Source organism: Serratia sp. Ser99 (assembly GCF_024519545.1).
Lineage (GTDB): Bacteria > Pseudomonadota > Gammaproteobacteria > Enterobacterales > Enterobacteriaceae > Serratia > Serratia liquefaciens.
Genome location: NZ_JALJRT010000004.1, coordinates 286,896 through 312,152 on the forward strand (window position 1 = coordinate 286,896; position 25,257 = coordinate 312,152).

At 55.4% G+C, this 25,257-nt stretch carries 23 protein-coding genes and 1 pseudogene; 11 read left to right on the plus strand and 13 right to left on the minus strand.

Annotated elements, in window-relative coordinates; translation table 11 throughout:
- The 6 genes from dmpG to NR114_RS11155 all read right to left on the minus strand — a co-directional run bounded on the left by dmpG (position 1) and on the right by NR114_RS11155 (position 6,077).
- Positions 1-1,002: a 4-hydroxy-2-oxovalerate aldolase gene (gene dmpG, locus NR114_RS11130; RefSeq protein ID WP_234530384.1), complete on the minus strand. Its 1,002-nt coding sequence runs from the start codon at positions 1,000-1,002 to the stop codon at positions 1-3.
- A complete protein-coding gene (locus NR114_RS11135) occupies positions 986-1,873 on the minus strand; it encodes an acetaldehyde dehydrogenase (acetylating) (RefSeq protein ID WP_256813543.1) in 888 nt (295 codons plus the stop codon). Before NR114_RS11135 ends, dmpG begins: the two co-directional genes overlap by 17 nt.
- A complete protein-coding gene (locus NR114_RS11140; protein ID WP_234530386.1) occupies positions 1,870-2,733 on the minus strand; it encodes a CoA ester lyase in 864 nt (287 codons plus the stop codon). Before NR114_RS11140 ends, NR114_RS11135 begins: the two co-directional genes overlap by 4 nt.
- On the minus strand, positions 2,730-3,953 hold the full coding sequence (locus NR114_RS11145) for an aminotransferase class I/II-fold pyridoxal phosphate-dependent enzyme (RefSeq protein ID WP_234530387.1): 1,224 nt from the start codon (positions 3,951-3,953) through the stop codon (positions 2,730-2,732). Before NR114_RS11145 ends, NR114_RS11140 begins: the two co-directional genes overlap by 4 nt.
- The gene (locus tag NR114_RS11150) at positions 3,940-4,806 is read right to left on the minus strand and encodes a cupin-like domain-containing protein (protein WP_197022773.1); all 867 of its coding nucleotides are present in this window, start codon (positions 4,804-4,806) and stop codon (positions 3,940-3,942) included. The genes NR114_RS11145 and NR114_RS11150 overlap by 14 nt, the downstream gene beginning before the upstream one ends.
- Before the next feature lie 62 nt (positions 4,807-4,868).
- Complete coding sequence (locus NR114_RS11155) at positions 4,869-6,077, minus strand: MFS transporter (RefSeq protein WP_041414717.1); 1,209 nt, start codon at positions 6,075-6,077, stop codon at positions 4,869-4,871.
- Between the two features lie 600 nt (positions 6,078-6,677).
- Here NR114_RS11155 and NR114_RS11160 point away from each other — a divergent pair.
- The 4 genes and pseudogenes from NR114_RS11160 to NR114_RS11175 form a co-directional block, all read left to right on the plus strand.
- Positions 6,678-7,904, plus strand: coding sequence for a Xaa-Pro peptidase family protein (locus NR114_RS11160; RefSeq protein WP_234530388.1), 1,227 nt, complete (start codon positions 6,678-6,680; stop codon positions 7,902-7,904).
- 245 nt (positions 7,905-8,149) lie between these two features.
- A complete protein-coding gene (locus NR114_RS11165; protein ID WP_020827558.1) occupies positions 8,150-8,500 on the plus strand; it encodes a hypothetical protein in 351 nt (116 codons plus the stop codon).
- A 633-nt stretch (positions 8,501-9,133) separates the two neighbouring features.
- On the plus strand, positions 9,134-10,090 hold the full coding sequence (locus NR114_RS11170) for a Dyp-type peroxidase (RefSeq protein WP_234530389.1): 957 nt from the start codon (positions 9,134-9,136) through the stop codon (positions 10,088-10,090).
- A 75-nt stretch (positions 10,091-10,165) separates the two neighbouring features.
- A pseudogene (locus NR114_RS11175) lies at positions 10,166-10,429 on the plus strand (NADPH-dependent FMN reductase); the annotation flags it as partial.
- Positions 10,430-10,467: 38 nt separating this feature from the next.
- Here NR114_RS11175 and arsC read toward each other — a convergent pair.
- From arsC to NR114_RS11190, 3 genes are all read right to left on the minus strand, one after another.
- The gene (gene arsC / locus NR114_RS11180; RefSeq protein ID WP_234530390.1) at positions 10,468-10,899 is read right to left on the minus strand and encodes a glutaredoxin-dependent arsenate reductase; all 432 of its coding nucleotides are present in this window, start codon (positions 10,897-10,899) and stop codon (positions 10,468-10,470) included.
- Between the two features lie 21 nt (positions 10,900-10,920).
- The gene (locus NR114_RS11185; RefSeq protein WP_234530392.1) at positions 10,921-12,204 is read right to left on the minus strand and encodes an arsenic transporter; all 1,284 of its coding nucleotides are present in this window, start codon (positions 12,202-12,204) and stop codon (positions 10,921-10,923) included.
- A gap of 65 nt (positions 12,205-12,269) precedes the next feature.
- Entirely contained in the window at positions 12,270-12,599 is a 330-nt protein-coding gene (locus NR114_RS11190; RefSeq protein WP_234530394.1) for a metalloregulator ArsR/SmtB family transcription factor, read from the minus strand.
- A gap of 252 nt (positions 12,600-12,851) precedes the next feature.
- On the opposite strand from NR114_RS11190, the gene NR114_RS11195 reads away from it, so the two are divergent.
- The gene (locus NR114_RS11195) at positions 12,852-13,031 is read left to right on the plus strand and encodes a hypothetical protein (protein WP_020827564.1); all 180 of its coding nucleotides are present in this window, start codon (positions 12,852-12,854) and stop codon (positions 13,029-13,031) included.
- 80 nt (positions 13,032-13,111) lie between these two features.
- On the opposite strand, the gene NR114_RS11200 is transcribed toward NR114_RS11195, so the two are convergent.
- Entirely contained in the window at positions 13,112-14,029 is a 918-nt protein-coding gene (locus NR114_RS11200; protein ID WP_020827565.1) for a LysR family transcriptional regulator, read from the minus strand.
- Between the two features lie 106 nt (positions 14,030-14,135).
- On the opposite strand from NR114_RS11200, the gene NR114_RS11205 reads away from it, so the two are divergent.
- The 4 genes from NR114_RS11205 (at position 14,136) to NR114_RS11220 (ending at position 16,548) form a co-directional block, all read left to right on the plus strand.
- Positions 14,136-14,591, plus strand: a complete 456-nt coding sequence (locus NR114_RS11205) for a DMT family transporter (protein ID WP_130016354.1) — start codon at positions 14,136-14,138, stop codon at positions 14,589-14,591.
- 5 nt (positions 14,592-14,596) lie between these two features.
- Positions 14,597-15,061, plus strand: a complete 465-nt coding sequence (locus NR114_RS11210; protein ID WP_234530398.1) for a DMT family transporter — start codon at positions 14,597-14,599, stop codon at positions 15,059-15,061.
- A 114-nt stretch (positions 15,062-15,175) separates the two neighbouring features.
- Positions 15,176-15,772, plus strand: a complete 597-nt coding sequence (locus tag NR114_RS11215; protein ID WP_116690243.1) for a SatD family protein — start codon at positions 15,176-15,178, stop codon at positions 15,770-15,772.
- A gap of 2 nt (positions 15,773-15,774) precedes the next feature.
- On the plus strand, positions 15,775-16,548 hold the full coding sequence (locus NR114_RS11220) for a DUF3307 domain-containing protein (RefSeq protein WP_234530400.1): 774 nt from the start codon (positions 15,775-15,777) through the stop codon (positions 16,546-16,548).
- Positions 16,549-16,584: 36 nt separating this feature from the next.
- Here NR114_RS11220 and mgtA read toward each other — a convergent pair whose 3' ends face one another.
- On the minus strand, positions 16,585-19,284 hold the full coding sequence (gene mgtA / locus NR114_RS11225) for a magnesium-translocating P-type ATPase (protein ID WP_234530402.1): 2,700 nt from the start codon (positions 19,282-19,284) through the stop codon (positions 16,585-16,587).
- Positions 19,285-19,483: 199 nt separating this feature from the next.
- A complete protein-coding gene (locus tag NR114_RS11230; protein WP_044552178.1) occupies positions 19,484-20,182 on the minus strand; it encodes an MgtC family protein in 699 nt (232 codons plus the stop codon).
- Between the two features lie 513 nt (positions 20,183-20,695).
- On the opposite strand from NR114_RS11230, the gene NR114_RS11235 reads away from it, so the two are divergent.
- Both NR114_RS11235 and NR114_RS11240 read left to right on the plus strand, forming a co-directional pair.
- A complete protein-coding gene (locus NR114_RS11235) occupies positions 20,696-22,879 on the plus strand; it encodes a glycoside hydrolase (protein WP_234530404.1) in 2,184 nt (727 codons plus the stop codon).
- A 63-nt stretch (positions 22,880-22,942) separates the two neighbouring features.
- Positions 22,943-24,328, plus strand: a complete 1,386-nt coding sequence (locus tag NR114_RS11240) for a CoA transferase (RefSeq protein ID WP_256813534.1) — start codon at positions 22,943-22,945, stop codon at positions 24,326-24,328.
- 2 nt (positions 24,329-24,330) lie between these two features.
- Here NR114_RS11240 and NR114_RS11245 read toward each other — a convergent pair whose 3' ends face one another.
- Positions 24,331-25,203, minus strand: a complete 873-nt coding sequence (locus NR114_RS11245; RefSeq protein ID WP_234530408.1) for a LysR substrate-binding domain-containing protein — start codon at positions 25,201-25,203, stop codon at positions 24,331-24,333.
- Between the last annotated feature and the right edge of the window lie 54 nt (positions 25,204-25,257).

Genomic DNA, 25,257 nt, shown 5'->3' on the forward strand with positions numbered 1-25,257 from the left:
TCACAGGGCGATCCTCTTCAACTGCGCGGCCACTTCTACGATAAGGTCTTCTTGCCCGGCCACGGCCTGACGTTTTCCCAATTCGAAGAAGACGTCACGCGGATCGACCCCCGCAGAAGCAGAATGGCTTAACACCGGATTTTTAAAGCCGGAAAAAACGCCAGCCAGGCCACTGACAATGCCCACGGAGTCGATCATCGGTGGAGTGACCATCAGTTCCCGGGCGGCGAGCTCGGCGGCGTCGAGAAAATGATAAAGGTCGATGCCGGTGTTGAACCCCAAACGTTCCAGTACCGGTACCAGAACTTCAAGTTGGGTGTTCCCTGCCCCAGCCCCGAATCCGCGGGCGCAGCCATCAATCACGCTAGCGCCGGCCTGAGCGGCGGCAACCGAGTTGGCCACCGCCATGCCCAAATTATTGTGGGCGTGGAAAATAAGCGGCACATCCACCTGCCACCGCATCGCGGTGATGCGTTCGGTCACATCCTGCGGCAACAGGTTGCCGGCAGAATCCATGATGCCGACGGCCTGCGCACCGTACTCCACCAGCAGTTGAGCCTGATCGGCTAACTGTTGGGGAGTGGCCATATGGCTCATCATCAGTACCGCATGCGCTTCTGCCCCGTGATCTCGCAGCCATCCCAGATGACGTTCAGCCAAGGTTGCCTCAGTGCAATGGGTACCGATGCGCACCACATCCGCACCGCAGGATAACGCCTTCGACAGATCGACGATGGTTCCCCAACCGGGCAGCATAAACACGCCCATCTTGCTGTTTTGCAAACACTCGCGCACGGTGTTCAACATGGTTTCATCACTCAACGCCGCGCGCCCGACCTGATACGAGGAGGCGCCAAGCCCGTTGCCATGGCCAACCTCGACAATCGCCACCCCCGTTTTATCTACCGCCGTCGCGTAGTCTCGTAACTGAGCCACCGTGAGCTGATGCTTCACGGCGTGTTGACCATCACGCAGGGTTGAGTCGTTAATCAGAATGGCCATTAGCCCCCTCCGTTTTATTTCGATAGCTCGCATACTGTTCGGCAACCAGGATGGCGGCAGAATTAATCAGATCCAGATTCCCGGCGTATTCAGGCATCACCTTGCTGCTGGCAACCACCTCCAGCGAGATCGAAACGCGTCCTTCGCTGACGTTAAGAGCCGTAAGCGAATAGCCCGCCGAGAATCCCCGCACCGCCTCAACGGCCCCAGCAAGCACCGGAGTGATCTGTTCCTTTGTGACCCCTGGAATACCGGCGAAAATGGTGACCCTGAACATGGCGGGTGGCGCGGCCGGGCTGATATTAAGGATCGCCTTGGTGTTGGCTACGCCGGTAAAAGCGCTGAGCGCTCGCTGCGTGGTGTCCACATATTCGTCGATGTTGATCCGGGTGGCCCGCCCCAGAATATTGCTGGCGACGGTCGCCACCACCTCGATATCGTTGATGCGAAAATGTCGGCTCAGGGCATGCAAAATGGGTATCGACGCCTGTCCACCGCAGCTGATCAGGCTGACATTGCGCTCGGCCAGCGCATCGGTTCCCGTCACCGTAGGCACGATCATTTTGCCCAGGTGGCTGGGGGTTAAGTCGATCAGTAAGGTGCCCAGCGGACGCAGCAGCGCCCAATGCCTGACATGCGACATCGCGTTGGTGGCGTCGAAAACCACATCAAAAGGCGTTGGCGACGCCAACACAGCGTCAATGCCACCGGCGCTGGTCGGGCAACCCAAGCGGGCTGCGACCTCAAGACCGGCGGAGTCCTTGTTGCGCCCCGCCAGCAACCCGCAATGCAGCAGCGGGGAACGCTGGATCTTATTGACCAGATCCATGCCGATGGCGCCGGTTCCAATGACAGCGACGGAGAGCGTCATGAGTTGCTCCTGCCGAAACGGTCGGCCCAGGCCTTGCCGGATTGCAAGGTATTACGTGCCATGCGGGCAAAAGGCGGCCCCACCATGTGCCCGTCCAACAAGGCAATTCCCCCCTGCGCCGCTTTCACAGCATCGGTAATGCGGCTTGCCGCCAAGAGTGCGCTCTCGCAGGGCCGTAACGTCGAGTTGATCAGTTCGAGCTCGCTGGGATGAACGGTGGCTTTGCCATGGAAACCCAGATCTTTGACGCACTGAATTTCATTGGCCAACACGTCGGGTTCGGAAAGCCGATAATTGGCGGTATCGATACAGCCAATACCGTGTCTGGCACTCGCCAACACCATCGCCTGACGAGCGGCCAGCATCCCGGACCAGGTGATCGGCACCCCCAACGTGGCCGCCAAATCTGCAGAACCAAAAATCAGCCCATCCGCCACCGCCGCGACATTGTCCAGATCGGTAATGGCCTCGACGGTCTCTATCGTCAGGTAAATTTCTGGGAACCTTCCGGCAGAGGCAAAGGTTTCGCGCAGGAAAACCACCTCGGCAGGGGTTCGAACCATCGACATTACGATAAAGCCAGGCGTGGTTTGGCCGGAGCACAACATCACCAGATCATGCACCGCATCAAGAGTGCCCAACGCGTTGATCCGAACAGCAATATTGGCGGACAGCGGCGCATTTTCGAGAGCCGTACGGCAGATGTTTCTGGCCTCTGCCTTGGCCGGGCCAGGAACAGAGTCCTCCAGATCCATCAAATGCACATCAGCGTCATAAGACAGAGCCTTGACCACACGGTTTAGTGACAAGGCCGGCGTGTACAGAATGCTGCGGGGCACAGCCCGGGCGATATCCGTCATTGCGGCCCCCTGACAGCAGAGATCACCTGGCACAGGCCGCGGATCTGCTCTTGCGTTTGTCCGGCTCGCATCATGACTCGCAGGCCGGCGGTGCCTTTGGCGACGATAGGGAAAAACACCGGCGAGACATAGAAGCCAGCCTCGATCACCTGGCGCCCCGCCTCGATCACCCGGTCATCGCTCATCGGCACCAGGCGGATCGGATAGGTATTGCCGCTTTGCTCCGTCGGGATCAGGGAATCGAACAGCGCGATGTTGTCGTACAGTTTCTTTTGTAACCGGGGCAATTCGGCCGTTCGGTGAATTTCCGCCGACGCAAGGCTGGCGCCGATGGCCGCCGTATTCAGGTTTTGCGAGTAGTTGAGCCCGCCGCCAAAGCGTTCGACCAGGCGTAGCATCTGCTGCGAATAACCGTTGAGCAATATCGCCGCCCCGCTGGTGCCGAAAGCTTTGTTGAGCGTGACCACCATAATGGTGTTTTCATCCAACGCCGGACTATGGGAACGAACATAGCCAATACCGCGTTCGCCATAAGCGGAGATCGAATGCGAATCGTCGTAAAATACCATCAGGCCGTATTTGTCCTGCAGTTCAGCCAGGGCTTTGACCGGGGCATAGCCCCCCAGGCTATCGCTGCCGTCGACCACGTAACAGACCCGTTGATATTGATTGCAGCAGTCTTCAATGAAATTCAAATCATGATAATTGCAGGTGACGACTTCGGTTTCATCGGCACAGGCGGGTTTGGCAGCTGCCAGCGATACGTGGGCGTGCTTATCGAAAATCATCAAAGGCCGCACACCGTTGCCTAAATGGCCCGAAGCTATAAGAGGAAGCAAGCCGCCGCTGACGCTGCTCGCTGACACGCCGCTGAGTACATCAGCCTGGAACAGCTCACCCAGCGACGCTTCCAACTCCTTCATGGCAGGGAGCTGGACCCGACTGCGGGCGATGCAGTGATCCAACACGCCGTAGCGGCGCACCGCGTCGATAGCACCTTCGACCACCTTGCTGTGGGAGTCCAGGTTCAGGTACGAGCAGCAGCTGAAATTGACAAACTGATGGCCACTTTGGGTGGACAACAGGTCGTTATCGAGCCCGGCAACGATACCCGCAAGGCCGTTTTGCTCTGACATATCCCAGAAAGGATTGCCTATGCCGATGGCCTTATCGTTGTTGCGGAATGTGTTCGTGGGAATGATCTGCTTACGGCTGCTCATCAAGTGCCTTCCTCTTGGTGGGTTCTGGTTGATAGTTGTAGATGCCTTTAAACTTGCGGTAAGCCGCCGTGTAGAGCGCGGAGTAGAAAACATAAGGGCGGCGCAGGATTTTCAGATCCCACAGCCAAAAATTAACGTTGATATTCAGGTCGTCTAAAGATTCGGCCTGGTGCCACCACCCCAGTGGCAAATACAGCATTTCGCCGGGTTCTAAAATAAAGTCGCGGCGCTGCGGTATTTTTGCCGCCAAGCGGGGAAAACGCTGCGGGTCGATATTGTCAAAATCAAAGGCCTGCGATTTATCGCCGAAACCCTGCAGGATAGATCGCGGATAGTAATCTCTGCGGCCCGGAGGAAAAAGAATGAACCGTTTTCTGCCCTGCAAAGAAATATTAAAGTTTTCCAACTCATCGAAATGGCTTTGGGTAAATACCCCGTGGTAGCTGACCCATAAATTGGCGGCGTTCAACCCACGACGTGAGGCCAACAGGGAAAAAGCATCAAAGCCAAGGATATTATTGACGTCCTCAGGGCGGTGCATAATATTGGACACCACGCGATACCAGGTATTGTTGTCGCTTTGGTACTCTTTATTTTCCAAAAAACCACGCAGCTGAATTTTCATGGTTTGCCAGCGTTCGGTATTTTCTTTATTACTGGCCTCTCGGAACAAGGTGACATTGTCATCGCCCAAGCGTTGTGAGATCAGATCACTCGCCCCTATGCTGGTATCAATGGGTAAATCGGTAATAATGACCGGAACGTCGGCTCGGAAAATAGCTTCAACACCAAAGGCGACGAACTCTTTAAAGGTCATGCGCGGAACGGGAACCCCCGTCGTTAACTGTTTCACGATTGCCGTTTTCCTGTTTCGAAAATAATAATGTGAGGCCCCGATATTCTGGGGCGTAGTTTTTATTTATTGCTGAGTAATTTCTGGCTAAACAGGCTGGATAATAAAGCGAGTGTTCCGGCGGCCATGGCTACCCAGGCCACCTGACCCGCTCCGCTTTGATCAGAAAGCTGTCCACCCACCGAGACGCCCAGTGAAAAGCCCAGCCAGCCGGCGCTGGACAACCAGGAGAAGCCTTCGGATAAACACCCTTTCGGCGTCAAGGACTCCAGCAGGTTGCTGCAGGTGATCAATAACGGCGCCACCGACAGCCCGGCGACGAAAGCGGAAATGCCCATGACAACGGGAACGCTGGTGAAAATCAGCGGAAGCGTGCCGGCACACAGGGTGGCGGAGGTGATCAGCAGCAGGCGGGGTTGCGATAAGGACCAGTTCATGGCGCCGTAGCAGGTGCCACCCACCAGGCTGCCCGCGGCGCAAATGGATAACAGCACACCGGCGAGGGTTGGATTGCCTACTTCTTTGGCGTAGGCGATCATCATGACGTCGATTGAGCCAAGAAACAGGCCTACCGCCGCATAGGAGATCATTAACGCCCGTACCCAGACCATGCTGATTGCCCGACGGTCGCTTTCTGCGCTCTTGTGCACAATAACCGGCTCAGAACGCCGATGTAACACCAGGGCCAGAGAACCACTGAAGGTGAGCGCGGCGCATAACGCCAGCCCCGCTGCGGGGTGCCATGCCGTGGCCAAAACAATGGCGATTAACGGCCCCAATAAGAAAATGATCTCATCAAGCACGGTTTCTAACGCGTACGCGGTTCGTAGCGCTTCATCGGTCACCATGGAGGCCCAGCGAGTACGAATAAATCCATCCACCGGCACCGACGAACAACCGGTAGCAATGGCCGCCGCCATAATTGCCCATAAGTGCATATTCAGCAGCACCAAGCCAATTAACGAAAGGATCGCAATGACGTGGCAGCAGCAGGTAATAATAAGCACCTTTCGCTGGCTGAATTTATCGGCAAATCGGCCTAAAACCGGGCTGGCTATCGCCTGCGTAATCATTAATGTTCCCGCCACGGTTCCGGCAATCCATAACGAGTCCATAGTGGCGGAAATCAACATTATGCAACTGATGGACCGCATCGCCACCGGGAACCTGACCAGCAGGCCAAACAATGAAAGCGTCGCATGTCCGGGATCAGACAATAATCGGGTATAAGAACCAAAACTGAACTTGGACTCAACGGCCTCTGTTTCCATAAGGTGCTCTCAATAGATATTCGCTAAAAGAACGAATGAATATATCAATCGAACATACCCACTCATTTATTTGATCGGGCACACTCAATGAAATAAATAACTTAACTATTTATTTATGCGCAACAATAAAACGAAGGTAACGCGCTCAGGCATTAATCCCTCCCGAATGGAATTCAGGTCATAGAATATTGTTCGCGTTGAAATCATCTTGGTTAATAATTATTAATTCGCCATCTTAAAAAGTCCCCGAAATTTATCATAAACAATTTTAATGCATGGGCATTAAGAATTAGCAACGCTAATCATTATTTACAAGAGCGTTTTTGCATCACATTGATGCGTTATTGCATTCATATTTAATTACAGTGAGTTAAGTGTTAATTATGGTGAAAATAATAATTTTCAGTCTGCGAATGACGCCCTTTGAACCAAACTCTCAGGGCCCTCTGGCGCTATAGCGGCTCAGAAAACAGAAACTGTGCCGTAATCGTCATTTTTACTCCCTATTGGAGCCAAGTATTCCTGCCGCGCTTTATTTATGATGAAGGTTTGACGCGCGGGGACATTGGCCCTGACATTAACATCACGCGAGGAGAACACATGGCTACAGGCATTGGCGGTAGTACGCCACAACAGGCCCTGGAACAGCTGCAACCGCTCACGGACAACCCGCCTGAAATCGCCGCGGTGGAATACCGGCAACGCATTCAGCACGCGCAGCGCCTGATGCGCGACAACGGCATTGACGCCTGCTATCTCAATGCCGGCAGCAACCTGCTCTATTTTACCGGTACCGCCTGGTCGCCCAGCGAACGTATGGTGGGCGCGGTGATCCCGGCCGAGGGGGAAATCGCCTATATTGCGCCCTGGTTTGAGATCGGCACGTTCAAGGACGCGCAGGTGATTGAGGGGGAGATATTTAGCTGGCATGAGGAAGAAGATCCCTACCGGTTGTTCTTCACCGTACTGGCCGCGCGTGGGCTGACAGGTTCGGGCCGCCAACTCAAAGTGGCCATTTGCGAAACCGCGTCGGTCACGCTGTTCCTCGGCCTGCAACAGCATGCCGGTGAAATAAAGTTGGTCAGCGCCCTGCCGATCACCGGGTACTGCCGCAGCCGCAAATCGGCGGCCGAAATTGCGCTGATGCAAACCGCGAATAACATTACCCTGCGGGTCCAACAGGCGGCGGCAAGCATATTGCGCCCAGGGATCACCGCCAGAGAGCTGGTCGAGTTTGTCGATCAGGCCCATCGCAAAATGGGCACCACCGGTTCTTACTTCTGCATTGCACTGTTCGGATCCGATAGCGCGTTTCCTCATGGCGTAAAAGCCCCCAACCCGCTGCAACATAACGATGTCGTGCTGCTGGATACCGGCTGTCGCTACAAGGGCTACCTGTCCGATATCACCCGAACTTATGTCTACGGCGAAGCCAACCCGCGCCAACGCTTTGCCTGGCAGGCTGAACATGATGCGCAGGCTGCGGCATTTGCTGTAATCGCGCCCGGCGTGCCCTGCCATAAAGTGGATGATGCCGCGCGCGAAGCGCTGGTTTCTCATGGTTTTGGGCCGGATTATCAGCTGCCGGGGCTGCCGCACCGTACCGGTCACGGTATCGGGCTGGACATTCATGAAGCGCCGTATCTGATCCGCAAGCAGCAGGAGCCGCTCGACGTGGGCATGTGCGCCAGCATCGAACCCATGCTATGCCTGCCAGGCGAGTTCGGCATTCGTCTTGAGGATCATTTCTACGTCACCGAAGACGGAGCGCGCTGGTTTACCGCGCCGGCGAAATCTATTGATGACCCTTTCAATTTGATGTCCTGATCCCCTGCCGGGCGGCGTCGCCGCTCGGATTTAAAAACAACTCTCCCCATAATAATAAGAAACATTAATATCGATTATATTTACTCACCTCATTTAACACTTCATATTAATGTAATCATTAATTAATTCCATTTTATACATTCCGGATAAAATAGTTGTTGATATGCAAAATGACTTAGGTTAATAATCAATCCACCATCAAGGTGAGGTATAATAAAAAATCATAAACTCAAAAGGAGTTGGTTATGAAAACGATTGATCATTCTTTATTAGACTCTATCGCCGGCGGCCGTGGTAATAATGGCGGAGACCGTGCGGACAATAGTCGTAAGAATAAAGGAAAAAACAATGGCGGTAACAAAAGCGGCTCAAGTGACTACTATACTAAAAATACGTCGGAAGACTGTATCAATGGCATGGTGGCAGGTACAGCTTTAGGTGCGTTTGGTGGGCTACCTGGCGCCGCTATGGGATTGGTTGGCGGCGCAGTTACCGGCGGTTGTTTCAAGGATGGCAACAAGGGTGGCGGTAACGTAGGCATGGGCAAAGGCGGGAATAAATGCGGGTCAAGTTCCGGTGGCAAATGTTCTTGGTAGACGGTAACGTTAAAGAAAATAACTACGGGCAGGATACTCGCCGTTTTTAGGTGATTACATGAATGATAAAGTTATAAAAATAATATCAGTTATTCTGGGTATATTTCTTTCTTCATCCTTGCTAAGCGGGGCTGGGGTAGGCTTTTCAACATGGTATCCCGCACCGAGAGGCATTTCCGTTCTGTTGGTTTCAATTAGCTGCGGTATTGTCTTAGTAAGACTTATATACTTAATAATTAAATTCTCTTTAGGCAAGCCGCAGAAAGGGAGCTAAATTCCCTAGTTTTAACGACCATGCTTTCGTTCATAAATTTGTTAATTAAAGGCGTCAGTAAATCGCTGTCGCCTTGCTCTCCCCCACGTTTCCTGTGCGGCATTACTGACTACTTTACATTCAAGCGTTAACCAACCGATACCGGTTGCTGCCATCCAGCTTCAATTTACGTGCTGCGACGACCCAGTTCATGCCTGTGTCATCCTGACGATACCCTATGCCAGTGCATCTTCGCTGATAGAGATGTTTTTATTCACGCTCCGCGTTGAGCTTTCCACACGCCAACTGGGGTTAATCAGTTGGCGTAACCGCTAAAATAGATTAGTTTTAAGCTCTGACTTTCCTCGGCACTGGATGCTATGACTACCCAAAATCAACAACCTCAGGCTGTCTTCAGCCCCATTACACGTCATGCCATATTTTTGGTCGCCACCTTGTCGCCCAACCCCGCTCAGCTTGCTGCGGTGCGTGGCTGGTGTGCGGATATCAGCGGCGTAATCCGTTCCGTCGGCAAAAGATCTCCGGCGGGCAATCTGTCCTGCGTCTGCGGATTTGGCTCTACGGCCTGGGATCGGCTGTTCGGCCAGCCCCGTCCGGCGCTGCTTCATCCTTTTCGTGAGATAGGCACCGGCGACCGCGTTGCCGTTTCGACCCCTGGCGATATCCTGCTGCACATTCGCGCCGACGAGATGGATTTGTGCTTCGAACTCGCCACACAGTTGATGAACAAGCTTGGCGATGCCGTGACGGTAATAGAGGAAGTGCACGGTTTCCGCTACTTCGATCAGCGGGCAATGATTGGTTTTGTCGATGGTACAGAAAACCCCGAAGGGCACGAAGCCTTCGACTATACGGTGATTGGCGAGGAAGACGCTGAGTTTTCAGGCGGCAGCTACGTGCTGGTACAAAAATACCTGCATGACATGAAAGGCTGGAATTCACTGAGCGTTGAAACGCAAGAACGCATTATTGGTCGCCACAAGCAATCCAATATTGAACTGGATGAAGACGTCAAACCCTCATCATCTCACAGCTCCCTGACGACGCTGACCGATGAAAAAGGCAATGAAGTCAAAATATTGCGTGACAATATGCCGTTCGGCAAACCCGGCATGGGGGAGTTCGGCACTTACTTCATCGGCTACGCGCGTTCCCCTCAGCCCATCGAGCAAATGCTGGAGAACATGTTTGTTGGTCGGCCAGCCGGCAATTATGATCGCCTGTTGGATTTCAGCCGCGCGGTCACCGGCAGCCTGTTCTTTACGCCATCGGCAACCCTGCTGGAAGCCTTGGTTGAGCGTGACGCCCCACAATAATCCCCGATGAGCAATGACTGCCCCGGTCGGTTGGGGGGCAGTTCTGCCAACGGCAACATCGGCTGTCGACGCCCGCATCAGATACGTATTTTAGGGCGCTGGATACGAATGCTCACTATCCCCAACCCCTCTTCTATTGCCAAGACGTGGCAAGAGTTTGAAGAAGATGGCCGCATGAAACCTTCCGCCTACGATGATCGAATCGTTGACGTGATGGAAGAACTGATGAAGTTTACCCTTCTGACGCGAGGCAATGCCAGGTATCTGGTCGACCGTTACAGCAAGAGAAAAGAGCGCGCGGCTGAACTGTCTGCACGAGTCAATCAACGCAGCATCTAAAAAGTCAGGCCCGCAATCCAATCGCGGGCCTTTAATGCTCATTTCACCGAAATTCGCCGCCCTTGCGCATCGATCACAGGCTCGCCGTCTTCCTTGGTGAAAGGGCCTTGCTGCGGATCCGGCAGGATATCCAGCACGGCTTCCGACGGTCGACACAGACGGGTGCCCAAGGGTGTCACCACAATAGGTCGATTAATCAATATCGGTTGTTGCAACATAAAGTCGATCAATTGTTTGTCACTCCAGCCTGCATCTGCCAGCCCCAACGATTCATAAGGCTCGACGTTTTTACGCAGTAAGGCTCGCGCAGATATTCCCATATCGGCGATCAGCCTGATCAATTGCTCGCGGTCGGGCGGTGTCTCCAGATACAAAATCACCGTCGGTTCCACACCACTGTTGCGGATCAGTGCCAACGTATTGCGCGATGTGCCGCAAGCCGGGTTGTGGTAAATCTTGATGTTACTCATGGCGTTCTCTCTGAGTTATGGCTAAAGCGACAGGCGCAGGGCCAGGGCGGTCAGCGCAACCAACAGCACCGGCAGGGTCATTACTACCCCGACCCGGAAATAGTATCCCCAGCTTATGACGATGCTTTTCTTCGACAATACGTGCAGCCACAACAGCGTGGCCAGGCTACCGATCGGCGTAATTTTCGGCCCAAGATCGCTGCCTATGACATTGGCATAAATCATTGCCTGTTTAATTACGCCTTCGGCATTGCTGCCGTCAATCGACAAGGCCCCCACCAACACCGTCGGCATGTTGTTCATCACCGAGGACAAAAATGCCGTCAGGAAACCGGTGCCCAGCGTAGCTGCCCAAATTCCGCGCTCGGACAGAAAATCCAGCACACCGGCCAGGGTATCGGTCAGCCCTGCATTACGCAGCCCGTAGACCACCAGATACATCCCGAGAGAGAAGACCACGATCTGCCAGGGGGCGCCCCGCAACACTTTAGCAGTGTCGATGGCCTGCCCCTTTTTCGCCACCAGCAGCAGGATCAACGCCCCAACGGCGGCGACCAGGCTAACCGGCACGCCCAGCGGCTCAAGCCCAAAAAACCCCACCAGCAGCAGCACCAATACACCCCAACCGGCTCTAAACGTCGGCAAATCGCGAATGGCCTCACGCGGTGGCCGCAGCAACCTCAGGTCATAGCTGCGCGGAATGTCCTTGCGGAAGAACAGGTGCAACATCACCAGCGTGGCGACAATGGCGGCAAGGTTCACCGGCACCATCACCGCCGCATACTGCGTGAAACCCAGTTGAAAGAAATCAGCGGAGACGATATTCACCAAATTGGACACCACCAGCGGCAGGCTGGCGGTATCGGCGATAAATCCCGCCGCCATCACGAAGGCCAGCGTTGCCCCTGAACTGAACCCCAACGCCAGCAGCATCGCAATCACTATCGGCGTCAGGATCAGCGCCGCCCCGTCATTGGCAAACAACGCCGCCACCGCGGCGCCCAGCAGTACAATATAGGTGAACAACCAGCGCCCTTTGCCCTTGCCCCAGCGCGCAACATGCAGCGCTGCCCATTCAAAGAAGCCGGACTCGTCCAGCAGCAGGCTGATAATGATCACCGCGATAAAGGTCGCGGTGGCGTTCCAGACAATCTGCCAGACCAGCGGAATATCTCCGACATGTACCACACCGGTCAGCAATGCCAAGAGCGCGCCGAAACAGGCACTCCAGCCTATGCCCAAACCTTTCGGCTGCCAGATCACCAAAACGATCGTCAGGATAAATATTGCCCCGGCCAACACCATCACAACTCCTTAGTCTCTTATTATATATATGATATTTCGAATGTGTTTGTTTAAATTTTTTAGCGTTACCGGCAGACCGCCCCTAACGCGCGCTGCGCCAGCTCGGTCACCTGCTGTTGCCGGCTAAGGTAAGCCTGTTCGATGATTGCCGCCGCCCAGGCCGGCATATGCGGCGACAGGCGGTAGTAAATCCACTTGCCCTCGCGACGATCGATCAGCAGACCACTTTCACGTAACATCGCGAGGTGACGAGAAACTTTGGGTTGCGATTTCTCCAATGCGCTGACCAATTCGCACACGCACAGCTCACCCGCCTGGCGCAGCAAAAGCACCAGCGTGAGGCGAGTTTCCTCCGACAGATTTTTAAACAATGCCAGTGGCGTCAGTGATGTCATGGGGATCCTCCTTTTACGATAACCGCCATCATAAGCCGAAGGAGGAAAAATGCCAAGAAACATATATGAATTAGTGAATATTAAGATTTGCGAAGATTGCGCAGAATGGCTCACTTTCGCGATGGCCCGGTGAAAACGCTCACTCAGCCTGAGTTAAGTTTCAGCTATTGATTCCATACGCCAAAGCGACTGTTCATTATGTGCTCTTTCGTTACAATCTCTAGCGTGAAATCCACCGTTTAGAGGGCTCTTATGTACAACTTCTCACGTTATCAGGCAAAAGAACTGGCGCTGGCTTATATGAGCGGCAAAAAACACGACCTGTCACCGCAGGAATTTCTGCAGCAGCTGAAAAGTAGCGAGAAATCTTTCGACTATCTGTTGAAGCACGGCAACGAACAGCCGCGCGAAGTGCTGGTGAAAAGTTTCTAACACCCCGCACCTTAATCTCCCTTCGCCGGTGGCGTACCTATAGGCACGCGTATTCCCGGTCGAATGGCGACGGGGTGTTATCAGCGATCCGGGGTATCCCAATAAGGCCGCTCTCCTCCGAGCTGAGCCAGCAAAAAATCGACAAAGGCCGATACCTTAGCCGGTAAGTATTTACGCTGTGGATAGACCGCATAAATGGCATGCTCGGGCAGCCGATAGTCCGGCATCAACTCAAGCAGTCGCCCCTGCGCAATATCGTCTCCAACGATGAAAGTCGGCATCTGACAAATCCCCAAACCGGCGATCAACGCTTCACGCAACGCCTCGCTGTTATTCACCTGGTAATTGCCTCTGGGTTGGAAACGTACAGCCCCCGCAGGCCCGTCGAACTGCCATTCGCTCCCCCCGCGGAAATAACTGTAAAACAAACAGTTATGCTTCGCTAATTGCTCCATGTCCGTCGGTGTTCCACAGCGCGCCAGATAAGACGGCGCTGCGCACAAGACGCTGTTGCACGGTGCAATACGCCGGGCTATCAGGCTCGAGTCGGCCAGTCGACCGATGCGGATCGCCAGGTCATAGCCCCCTTCGACCAAATCGACCAGTTGGTCGTCCATCATCATATTGATCTCCACCGCCGGATAAGCCGCCAGGAAACGGGGGATCAACGGGGCAATATGCAAACGACCAAACACCATGGGTACGCTGATCCTTAGGCAGCCCTGCGGCTGTCCCTGCAAACGGGTGACCGCATCCTCTCCCTCTTGCGCTACGGCGCAGGCATTGCGTGCATAGCCAAAATACTGCTCACCGGCCTCGGTCAGGCTCAAACTGCGGGTGGTTCGCTGCAATAATTGCACGCCCAGCGAGCGTTCCAGCTGGGTGATGCGTTTGCTTACTGCCGATTTGGTGATGCCCAGTCGCTCGGCGGCGGCAGAAAAGCTTTCGCATTCCACCACCGCCACAAATACCGGGATTGCTGCAAAGCGATCGTTCATTATCAGTCAACTTTTTCTCAACAATGAGTTTCCATTTTAGTGGATTAAGCTTTAAACAAAAACAATATAGGCTGCTCTTCAAATTAATTTTGAAGTTGAAACCCTGATGCGTGAACGTTTTTCCGATCCTCTGCTGGCGCTGGGCGCCGGTGCCCTATTAGCCCTGATGATTGCCATCAACAGCCTGCTGGCCAGCTATAACTCCCCCTTGCTGGCCTCGTGGTTGGCTCACGGTATGGGCGCCATCACCGCCTGGTTGCTGCTGCTCCTGCTGAACCGTCGTACTCCGCGCCGCGCGGCCTCATCGGCCAGGACGCCTCGCTGGGCTTATTTGGGCGGTCTGCCCGGTGCCCTGACGGTGGTGCTGGCCGCCATTACGGTCAACAGCCCGCTGGCGCTTTCCGGCAGCCTGGCGCTGATGCTCACCGGTCAGGTTTTGTTCGGCATGCTCGCCGACAGCTGCGGCTGGTTTGGCTCGCTTAAACGCCGTTTGAGTCTCAACGATATCGTCGCCACGCTGCTGATCCTCTGCGGCTGCGCTCTGCTCATTTTCCTGAGGTAACGCCCATGTTTACCCTGATAGTCCTTGCTCTACTCAACGGCGTCTGTATCGGCCTCAGCCGCGCAATCAACGGGCGTCTGGCGCTGGATCGTGGCGCTTTTCAGGCCTCACTTTGCAATCATATCGTCGGTTTTTTGTTCCTCAGCCTGCTGCTGGTGGCAACCGGCAGCGTCAACGGTGCAACCTTCGGCCAGGCCCCGTGGGGTGCCTACCTTGGCGGTGTCATCGGGGCGTTGTTTGTCGCGCTGAATAGCTATGTTCTGCCGCGTCTCGGCACCCTGCGCGCCGCACTACTGATTATCAGTGGCCAAATGCTGGCAGGCGTGGTTATCGACCGCCTGCGCGACAGTGGCGATACCATCAGCGCGCAGATCTTGGGCGTGGGGCTGATCCTGCTGGGCGTCTATGTCGCCCGGATGGAGAAATCGCTGCTTAAGCTGATGCTTGAGCCTATTCAGCGGCGGAGTTGATTTCGCCTTGAGAGACGAATATTTACCATATTCGCACTCAGATACGAATTATTGACATATTCGCCTTGAGGTGCGAAATTTACCGATAACTCCCGCTTCAGAGTAGAAAAAGAGATGCCAGCACAAGTTAGCGTGATCACCGGCGATCTGGTCAATTCACGGCAATTAGACACCACTCACTACATTACCGGGTTAAATGCCCTGCTGAGTCAATTGCAACGGGCTACGCTTATTGAGCGATTCGAGATTTTCCGTGGCGATGCTTTTCAAGCGGTGGCCGAACCGCAATCCGGTTTGCTGCTGGCGGTGTATATCCGTATTGCGCTTAGAGCGATGGACTCACGCCATTGGGATGCCCGCATCGCCGTTGGCCTCGGCAGCGACCAGGGACAAACCGCCGGTTATGGCAGCGCCTTTGTGAATTCTGGCCAGGCCCTGGACGCTTTGATGAAAAATTGCCGACTGGCTCTGAAAAATGACAATGAGCAGACAAATGCCATTGTCAGCGATCTATTGCCGATGTTAGATCATGTGATTAGCCGCCTTTCACAGACCGAAGCGCAGGTCGTCCAGGCACGTTTCTTCGCCGACACCAGCCAAGAGGTAGCGGAAAAGCTGCAAAAGGCCGCCTCCACCGTTTCTGCAACGCTGAAACGCGCGGCCTACGAGGAAATGATGCGATTTATTCACGCGATTAACAGGATCACCTGAATATGGATTTGAGCTACGCGCCGTTGCTGACCTGGTTGCTGGTGGTTCACCTGCTTGCCGACTTCCCGCTGCAGCCGCGCAGTTGGGTCGAGGATAAGGCTCGTCACCGCGCACGTTCTCGTTTCCTGTTGCTGCATGCCTTACTGCACGGCGTGCTGGCCGCCTGGGTGGTGGCCGGTTTTGCGTTGCTGCATGGCGGACTCTCTTCCGGCCAGGTGCTGACCGCCCTGCTGGTTATCGCCATCAGCCACTGGCTGATTGACCTGTTGAAGGTCACGTTATTGACGCGCATCAGTCAAGCGGGCGGTTTTCTGCTCGATCAAGGCCTGCATCTTACGGTGATTGCACTGCTGTGGCTGTCGCTGACGCCCAATGCCCATGGCCTGCTTAGCGCGCTGGGAGCGGCCATTGTCGGTTGGCAGGTTGGGCTGATTGTGGTGACGTATTTGGTGATTTACATGCCGATGGGCGTGCTTATCGGCCAGCTTTTGGCTCACTGGGCACCGCAGATGCCTCCTTCAGCCAAAGCCGATAACGACTCGTTATTACGTGCGGGCAAGCAAATTGGCTATCTGGAAAGAACGCTGATCCTGACCTTTGTGCTGATCGGCCAAATCCCGGCGGTCGGTTTTTTGCTGGCAGCCAAGTCAATCTTTCGCTTTGGCGATTTGCGCCAGAGCGATGACAAAATGCGTACCGAGTATGTGCTACTGGGTACGCTGTTTTCCTTTACCCTGACCATCATGCTGGGTCTGCTGGTGAAAAAAATGCTGTAGAGGCGGATAATATTTCGCCCCTACAGCCGGCACTTATTACAACCACTCACCGAAGCGGCGAATATAGAAACGCTTCATCAGCTGTGCCACCACGCAGTAGCTGACCAAGGTACCTGCCAGCCACGGGAAGTATTCCCACGGCAGTGGCTGCAACCCGACCAGTGCGCCCAGCGGCGAGAACGGCAGGTAGATACCCAGCCCCATCACCAGCGCCGTGGTCAGCAACACCGGCAGCGCGGCGGTGCTCTGAATAAACGGGATCTTCTGGGTGCGCAGCATGTGCACCACCAGGGTTTGCGACAGCAAGCCTTCAATAAACCAGCCGGACTGGAACAACGCCTGATGCTCTACGCTGTTGGCGGCGAAAACAAACCACATCAGCGCATAGGTAGTGATATCAAAGATGGACGACGTTGGCCCAATCCACAGCATAAAGCGGCCAATGTTTTTCGCATCCCACTTGCGCGGCTTGCGCAGGAACTCTTTGTCCATCTTGTCCCACGGCAGCGACAGCTGAGAGATATCGTACATCAGGTTCTGGATCAGCAAGTGGATCGCCAGCATCGGCAAAAACGGAATAAAGGCGCTGGCCACCAGCACCGAAAACACGTTGCCGAAGTTGGAGCTGGCGGTCATGTTCAGGTACTTGATGATATTGCCGAAAGTCTCCCGTCCCTTGATCACCCCCTCTTCCAGCACCATCAGATTTTTTTCCAGCAAAATGATGTCTGCCGACTCTTTGGCGATGTCCGTACCGGTGTCGACCGAAATGCCCACGTCGGCATCGCGCAGCGCCGGCGCATCGTTAATGCCGTCGCCGAGGAACCCGACGGTATGGCCATTCGCCTGCAGCATTTTCAACACGCGCGACTTCTGCAGCGGCGTCAGTTTGGTGAAGACCGTGCGCTGTTCCACTTCTTGCGCCAGCGTGGCGTCGTCCATCAGTTCAATTTGCGGACCGGAAAGCGGTTCACCCGGCTCCAGGCCAACATCGCGGCAGATTTTGCAGGTGATCACCGGGTTATCGCCGGTCAAAACCTTAATCGCTACGCCGTTTTCCTGCAGGGCGGCGATCGCTTCCTGTGCGCTCTCCTTCGGTGGATCGAGGAAGGTCAGAACGCCCTGGATCACCATATCGCGTTCATCGATAATACTCAGCGGCAGAGCATTTTTCTGTTCGCCCAGATCTCGCGTTGCCAGTACCAGCACGCGGAATCCCTCTTCGTTATATTGAGCGGCAAGCGCCTGCAACGCCTCACGCCGAGCCTGATCCAGCGGTAAAATCTGCTGCCCGTCGCGCACATGGGTGGCAATTTCGAGCATTTCCTCCACCGCCCCTTTGCAAATCAGGCGTTGTTGGCCATTTTCATCCGCCACCACGATCGATAAACGGCGGCGTATAAAATCAAAGGGCAGCTCATCGACCTTGCTGTAGCGGCCCAACGCCTCGATGCCCGGCTTGCCGCGACCAAACCGGATCACCGCCTGGTCCATCAGGTTTTTCATTCCGCTCTGGTGGAAGCTGTTCAACCAGGCCAGGTGCAGCACCTCATTGTCTTTGGTCCCGCTGGCATCCAGATGGTGCTCAAGGATGATGCGATCCTGCGTCAGGGTGCCGGTTTTGTCGGTGCACAACACGTCCATCGCACCGAAGTTCTGAATGGCGTTCAAACGCTTGACCACCACTTTGCGTCGCGACATGGCGATAGCGCCCTTCGCCAGGTTGGAACTGACGATCATCGGCAGCATTTCTGGCGTCAACCCAACCGCTACCGCCAGGGCAAACAGCGCGGCTTCGCTCCAGTCGCCTTTGGTGAACCCGTTGATCAGCAACACAATGGGCACCATCACCAACATAAAGCGGATCAGCAGCCAACTGACGCTGTTAACCCCACGATCAAACGCGGTTTGCGAACGAGTGCCGACAATCGACTTCGCCAGCGACCCGAAATAGGTGCGTCCGCCGGTTGCCACCACCACCGCAGTGGCGGTACCACTGGCGACGTTAGTGCCCATCAGGCAGATGTTCGACAGCTCCAACAGCGCATGTTCGCTGGAGACTTCGTCCTCACTCGATTTTTGGCTGACGTTGCCCATAACGTCGTATTTCTCAATCGGGATCGCCTCGCCGGTCAGAATGGCCTGGCTGATAAACAGATCGCGCGACGCCAGCAGGCGAACGTCCGCCGGTACCATATCCCCGGCAGAGAGCTGAATAATATCGCCCGGCACCAGTTCGCGGATCGGGACCTCCAGCGTCAGCGGATGTGCGCTGTAGCTGCTGCGGCGCATTACCGTTGCGGTGGTTCGCACCATCGACTTCAGCGTCTCCGCCGCCTTGTTGGTGCGGTATTCCTGCCAGAAGCGCAGCAGCCCGCTGAGTGACACCATCACCAGAATGATGATGACACCGGTGAGATCGGTTTCTTCACCGCGCCGGGCAGGCAGCCAGTAATCGGTAAAGAAACTGATCGCAGCCAGCACCATCAGTACATAGATAAACGGGTTATTAAAGGCGCTGAACAACTGCACCAACGCGTGCGGAGCCTTCTCATGAGCTACCTGATTAATACCAAACTGCGTCAGGCGTTCATCAACATCCTCCTGGGTTAATCCATTACGGTTGCATTTTAAATTTGCCAGCGTCTGGTCAACGCTGTTTTTCGCCTCTTGTGCGATGGCGTATGGCGTCGATTTTTTATCCCGGCGACGTACGGTTTCATTAATATAGGTCATAATGCAATTCTCTTATCTTACTCTGCGCACAGGGATACCCCGCCTGATTAACAGGTGAATAAGCACAGAATGGAATTTATTTAGTTGGCGTGATTAGCGCGAATTATTGCCGCGTCGTGCACGCTGAATAATTAAGCTTTCGGGGTCACCGTCCATGACGCCTCCTTATCACTGAGTACAGTGAAACATTAATGACTTATTAGACAGGCAATTCAGAAGCGATACGCCAACGTACAGCACTGACGCTTTTTTCCAGACTGACGCGACAGACAATACCCTCAATCTCTTTTTGCACCGAAGGGTTAGCGGTTATTTCCGCGCAAACCTCCAGCTGGCCGGGAATAGCAATATCGGCACTGCGCAATGATTGTAATCTTAATGCCACGCCATTTAGCGCCTGTAATATCAGGGTGCGTACCAGTATTTCGTCCTGCTCGCCGCAGGTGACCTGTATGCGGTAGCACACCTCCAGATCGGTCGCCTGTTGTTGCGGCTGCAGATTGATGCGCTGCGCCGCTTCGCGCAGCAGAATATTGGCGCACAGGATCACCAGCGTCGCCAGCACCGCGTTCCAATACTGCCCCAGGCCGCACAGCACGCCTATTGCGGCTGAGCACCAGAGCGTGGCCGCCGTATTAAGGCCGCGGATATTCAGGCCTTCACGCATGATCACCCCGGCTCCCAAAAAGCCGATGCCAGAGACAATTTGTGCCGCAACCCGGCCGGCGCTGGAAGGGTCGGTAGACATGGAGCTGAGGATAAATACCGCCGCCCCGGTCGCCACCAGTGCATTGGTACGCAGGCCGGCCATACGCTGGCGCCATTGCCGTTCTGCGCCAATAACGGCGCCCAGGCTCATCGCCAGTAATAAATTTAAAACAAAAGGAGTCATAGCCATGACTTTCCCCTTAAATAACCACAGGAGATAAAATCATGTGCTTTTTAGCACACGCGAAATCGCGCCGATAATAAATCAGCGATTGAGCGTATAAGTGCCAGGAGGGAATAGGCTGTGGCTGCAAATAACCATAATTACGTCCAAATCAATTCACCCGATGCCATTTGGCCTCAGGAATAACAGTCAGATTCGGGTTTGCACAGCTCGGAATAACCAGAGAGGGGTGCTGCCCGCCGTTTTCGGCAAGCAACAAATCAGAAGAGGATTGGTCAGCTTGCCTTATTTATATCACTGCAACTAAAACTGTCCAATTGTGTTTCCTCTTTGAAATTTTGGCTGAGTATAGTGACGCAGAGTGACGATGTAAAGGCGAATTTATTAAACGGAAATTAAACTCAATAACCCCAATATTTGATGAGTCACACGATTATAACTTATTGGCATTGGGCAATTGGCTAATTACCGATAAGCTTGAGCTTCAACAGGACAATCATCCTCAAGGACACGCATTCAATGAACCTGCTTCGCCTTTCCATCAGCCTCGCCCTGCTTGCCGGTTTTCCCGCTCAGGCCCTGCTCTTGCAACAGGGCGAAACCCGTTTTGATATCGATCCTGCCACGCTGCAAATCGTTGCGGGAAAAAGCCAGGTTAACCAGGCACTGGCTGGGCAAACCGTGGCTGAACTGCAAAGCACATCGACGCAGGCAAGCTGGCAATGGCCCAACCGCGCCATGCAGGTTACCGCCAGATTGGAGGGTGGCGATCTGCGTTTGAGTTTCAGCAGCAAGCGGGCACAAACCCTGAATTGGTTCAGGCTGCCGCCGCAGGCAACGACCCTGCTGCTGCCGATTGGCGAAGGGAGCCGCATCCCGCTGGACAATCCCGTCTGGCGGAATTATCTGGTCAAGGAAATGACGCCGCTGGATACCAACTGGGATCTGAAACTGCCGCTGTGGAGCCAGCAACAGCAAGGCAAGGTCTACAGTTGGTTACTGCTAACCCCATTCAGCAACCAGGTAACCTTCGCCAGCGCAGGAAAAGGACTCGCCATGCGCAGTAGTCATGAGTTCAACCGCTTTAATCAGCAGCAGGCTTTCGAGGTGCTGCTGCACGTGGGAGACTCGCCGCTGTCCGGCGCGCGCCGTTACCGTGAATACCTGCAACAAAGCGGTCAGTTCAGCAGCCTGCGAGATAAAATCCGCATCGCGCCGGAAGGCGAAAAGCTGATTGGTGCTACGCACATTTATCTGTGGGGCGACAAACTGCTGGCGGCGAACGACGTGAAAGATTGGCCGGGTCTGTTGGCCTGGCTTATCACCTCCAAGGGTGAAGTTCTGTGGCGGAAAATGGATGCCGATAGCCAAAAAACCGTGCGCACGCTGGCGGGAAAAACGCCGCAGGGCTGGCAACAGCAAGCGCTGATTGATGCCCTTAATCAGGCGCTGGTGACACTGACACCGCTCAAGGCGACGCCGGATGACGCCGACTTCTTATCGGCGCAACGCCAACAGGCCGCGGATATCCGGGCATTGGCGCAACGGCAACTCGGGCCCTATCTGACTGCGCCGCAGAGCTGGGGACAGGGGCTGGCTAGCCCCCTGGTCGAGTCGCTGCAGCAGGCCGGCCTGCCTCGGCTGTGGTTGGGTACCGACAACTGGACCGCCGAGTTTCTGCACCCGCATGCGGTAGAAAGCGCCAAAAAGGCGGGATACCTGATCGCCAGCTACGATTCTTACGACACCGCCATTCCACGTGGAGTCAATGACAGCTGGTTAACCGCCCAACTGCCGACGTCCCTGCGAGAAAAGTGCGCCATCGTGCGTGCCGACGGCAGCAAGAAACCCGGCTTCGGCAAACAAGGCTACTACCTGAATCCAGGCTGCGTACTGCCTTACTCTCAACAGCGCATGACCGAACTGGTACGAATGGCCGGGCTGAACAGCCTATTCCTCGACGTTGACGGTACCGGGATGGTCTCTGACGATTATCAGCCCAACCACCCGACCGGTGCCGAGCAAATGGCGCAGGCTCGCAATGCGCGGCTGGCCTGGTTCAGCAATACCCTTCGCCTGCCGCTCGGTTCCGAAGATGGCAATGCGGTGACCGCACGCCACATCATGTTTGCCCACGGCATGGAAACCTGGGGATTTGGCTGGGGCGATAAGCAGATGAATCACGATAAGTCCTCCCCTTATTACCTGGGTGCCTGGTGGCCCAATGCCCAACCGGCCTTCTTTTTCAGCCCGGCCAAGGTGAAGGAACCCTACCGTACGGTGGAATTCGATCCGCGCTATCGTCTGCCCATGTATCAGGCGGTGTTCCACGACGCGGTGATCAGCAGCCACCACTGGAACTACGACAACCTGAAATTCAGCGATGTCAAAACCACCCGCAGCCTGCTGAGCCAGCTCTACAATACCGCGCCGATGTTCCATCTCAGCCGTGCCACGCTGCAGGCGCGCCTGCCGCAGATCAAACAGGCCGACGCCGCCTTCCGTCCGCTGCATCAGGCCCTTTGGGATAAAGCGCTGATCGATTTCCGCTGGCTGGATAAAGCCGGGTGGGTGCAGCAAACCACCTTCAGCGACGGCACCACGCTGACCGCCAATTTTAGCGAGCAGCCGTTCGACGGCATAGCCGCCCAGAGTCTGCGTGCAAAACTGGCGGATGGTCGCACCCTGAACGTTACGCCATAGCAACACCGGTCGGGGTGAACTACGCTAGGTTCAGTCCCCTGACCGTCACCGCTGGAGTTGATAATGGATAGCCTTACTCAAACGCTGCTCGCAGAGATCGGGCAAAGCTTCGGTCACGACGCCTTTTCGACGGGGTCGGTGACGGTCAGCGGTGAAGGTGTGCTGAGCAGCGCATTCCCAGTCAGCGAATTGGCGACCGCCTGCTGGGCCGCCGCCGGGCTGGCATGCGCCGGACTGCTGCAACAGAATCGCAGCGCAGCACCGCAAGTGTTTGTCGATCGACGGTTGGCGTCCTTATGGTTCGGCTGGACGCTACGTCCGCTAGGTTGGTCATTGCCAGCAGCCTGGGACGCGTTGGCGGGCGATTATGCCACCAGCGACGGTTGGATCCGCCTGCATACCAATGCACCGCATCACCGTAAAGCCGTAGAGCAAGTGCTCGGTCCGAATCAGGATAAAAATGGGTTGGCACAAAAGGTGCTGGCATGGAAAAAAAACGAGCTGGAGCAGGCGGTGATAGAGGCCGGTGGCTGCGCGGCGCAAATGCTTTCTGTCGAAGCGTGGCGGCAGCATACCCAGGGTAAAAGCGTTGCCCTGGAACCGCTGATCCATCAGACGCAACTTCAGGAAGCTGCGACGCCAGTCTGGACGCTGCCCAGCGCCAGGCCGCTGCACGGCGTACGGGTGCTGGATCTGACGCGGATTATCGCCGGCCCGGTAGCCACCCGTTTTCTCGCCGGTTTAGGGGCGGACGTATTACGTATCGATCCCTACGGCTGGGACGAACCGGCTGTTGAGCATGAGGTGATGCTCGGCAAACGCAGTGCACGATTGAACCTGACCAACGCCCACGATCGCCATACCTTTGAACATCTGCTGAAAAACGCCGATGTTATCGTGCACGGATATCGCGCCGGAGCCTTGGAAAAACTGGGTTATGGCGCGGAACAACGACAGGCTTTATCTCCGGGATTGATCGACGTTTGCCTGAATGCCTATGGCTGGAGCGGCCCGTGGCGTGGGCGGCGCGGTTTCGACAGTCTGGTACAGATGAGCTGTGGTCTGGCAGAGGCGGGCATGAAATGGAAAGACGCCGCGATACCGGTACCCTTGCCGGTTCAGGCGCTGGATCACGCCACCGGTTACCTGATGGCCACGGCGGTGCTGCAGGGCATCCGCCAACGTCTGCAAAATGGCACCGGCTACAGCGCCCGGCTGTCGCTGGCCCGAACGGCAGAGCTGCTGTTGCGTCATCCTTACCCGCCACAACATTCGGGAGAACCACTGGCGCCGTCGGTTGATGCAGATGAAAACCCGGAAACCGAACTGACCTGCTGGGGCCCGGCGCAACGTCTTAACCCCGCGTTATGGTTCAATGGCACCGCGCTACTTTGGGCACTGCCGGCCACCCCGCTCGGCCGCTCGCAACCGGCCTGGCGACGACGCTGAACTCAGGCCAATTGACGCTGCAACCAATGTAACAAGGCTTCGACCCCCGGCGTCAACCCGGAGTTTTGCGGCCAGACCAGATAAAAATCAACCGGTTCGAGTTGCCGAGCCGCAGCCAACGACACCAGCCGGCCCTCGGTTAGCGCATCGCTCACCAAAAGTCTTTTCACCAGCGCGATACCAAATCCCTGTTCGGCCGCGCGGATCAACAAGCCAGCGTCATTGAACGACGCCAGAGGCCTGCCATACTCCCTCTGCTGATGCACCAAAAACCAACTGCGCCATGGCGTAACATCATGCTCCAGCAGCGGTATGCCTGGCGTACCTTCGTCGAAGGCCGCCTGCCATTGGCGCGCCAACGCAGGGGTTGCGACCGGCACCACCTCTCCCCTGGCAATAAGTTGCGCCTGCATATCCGCCCATTGCCCATTGCCGAGACGAATAGCCGCATCAAAACCTTTGCGCGTCAGATCCTGCACCGCCAGCGAGGCATCGATATCCAACGTAATATCGGCACAGGCCGCGTGAAAAGACGACAGCCGCGGCATTAACCAGTAATGAGCGAAAGAAGGCAAGACGCTGATACGCAGAGCCTGACTTTGCGCAACGCGCCTGACCCGGCCAATCCCCTGTTGCAATGCTTCCAGCGTTGGTTCGGCCACCGCCAACAGCTCGCGCCCGGCAGCGTTCAGACGCAGCCCCCGCCCCTGCCGTTCAAACAACGGACAGCCCATCGCCTGTTCAAGCTGCTGGATCTGCTGGCTGACGGCACCGTGGGTAAGGTGCACCTGCTGGGCGGTGGCGCGCAGGTTCTCTAGCCGGGCGGCAATTACAAAGGTCGGCAGAAAGTGTAAAGGAATACGCTCATCGAACATTGGTTAGCCCTGCTATCCAAAAAGGGTATTTTTCATCGATTTTCGCGCCAAAGT

Bases quoted from the DNA above. Each gene is read 5' to 3' on its own strand.
- dmpG (WP_234530384.1), bottom strand. From the start codon at position 1,002: ATGGCCATTCTGATTAACGACTCAACCCTGCGTGATGGTCAACACGCC.
- NR114_RS11135 (WP_256813543.1), bottom strand. From the start codon at position 1,873: ATGACGCTCTCCGTCGCTGTCATTGGAACCGGCGCCATCGGCATGGAT.
- NR114_RS11140 (WP_234530386.1), bottom strand. From the start codon at position 2,733: ATGACGGATATCGCCCGGGCTGTGCCCCGCAGCATTCTGTACACGCCG.
- NR114_RS11145 (WP_234530387.1), bottom strand. From the start codon at position 3,953: ATGAGCAGCCGTAAGCAGATCATTCCCACGAACACATTCCGCAACAAC.
- NR114_RS11155 (WP_041414717.1), bottom strand. From the start codon at position 6,077: ATGGAAACAGAGGCCGTTGAGTCCAAGTTCAGTTTTGGTTCTTATACC.
- NR114_RS11160 (WP_234530388.1), top strand. From the start codon at position 6,678: ATGGCTACAGGCATTGGCGGTAGTACGCCACAACAGGCCCTGGAACAG.
- NR114_RS11165 (WP_020827558.1), top strand. From the start codon at position 8,150: ATGAAAACGATTGATCATTCTTTATTAGACTCTATCGCCGGCGGCCGT.
- NR114_RS11170 (WP_234530389.1), top strand. From the start codon at position 9,134: ATGACTACCCAAAATCAACAACCTCAGGCTGTCTTCAGCCCCATTACA.
- arsC (WP_234530390.1), bottom strand. From the start codon at position 10,899: ATGAGTAACATCAAGATTTACCACAACCCGGCTTGCGGCACATCGCGC.
- NR114_RS11185 (WP_234530392.1), bottom strand. From the start codon at position 12,204: ATGGTGTTGGCCGGGGCAATATTTATCCTGACGATCGTTTTGGTGATC.
- NR114_RS11190 (WP_234530394.1), bottom strand. From the start codon at position 12,599: ATGACATCACTGACGCCACTGGCATTGTTTAAAAATCTGTCGGAGGAA.
- NR114_RS11195 (WP_020827564.1), top strand. From the start codon at position 12,852: ATGTACAACTTCTCACGTTATCAGGCAAAAGAACTGGCGCTGGCTTAT.
- NR114_RS11200 (WP_020827565.1), bottom strand. From the start codon at position 14,029: ATGAACGATCGCTTTGCAGCAATCCCGGTATTTGTGGCGGTGGTGGAA.
- NR114_RS11205 (WP_130016354.1), top strand. From the start codon at position 14,136: ATGCGTGAACGTTTTTCCGATCCTCTGCTGGCGCTGGGCGCCGGTGCC.
- NR114_RS11210 (WP_234530398.1), top strand. From the start codon at position 14,597: ATGTTTACCCTGATAGTCCTTGCTCTACTCAACGGCGTCTGTATCGGC.
- NR114_RS11215 (WP_116690243.1), top strand. From the start codon at position 15,176: ATGCCAGCACAAGTTAGCGTGATCACCGGCGATCTGGTCAATTCACGG.
- NR114_RS11220 (WP_234530400.1), top strand. From the start codon at position 15,775: ATGGATTTGAGCTACGCGCCGTTGCTGACCTGGTTGCTGGTGGTTCAC.
- mgtA (WP_234530402.1), bottom strand. From the start codon at position 19,284: ATGACCTATATTAATGAAACCGTACGTCGCCGGGATAAAAAATCGACG.
- NR114_RS11230 (WP_044552178.1), bottom strand. From the start codon at position 20,182: ATGGCTATGACTCCTTTTGTTTTAAATTTATTACTGGCGATGAGCCTG.
- NR114_RS11235 (WP_234530404.1), top strand. From the start codon at position 20,696: ATGAACCTGCTTCGCCTTTCCATCAGCCTCGCCCTGCTTGCCGGTTTT.
- NR114_RS11240 (WP_256813534.1), top strand. From the start codon at position 22,943: ATGGATAGCCTTACTCAAACGCTGCTCGCAGAGATCGGGCAAAGCTTC.
- NR114_RS11245 (WP_234530408.1), bottom strand. From the start codon at position 25,203: ATGTTCGATGAGCGTATTCCTTTACACTTTCTGCCGACCTTTGTAATT.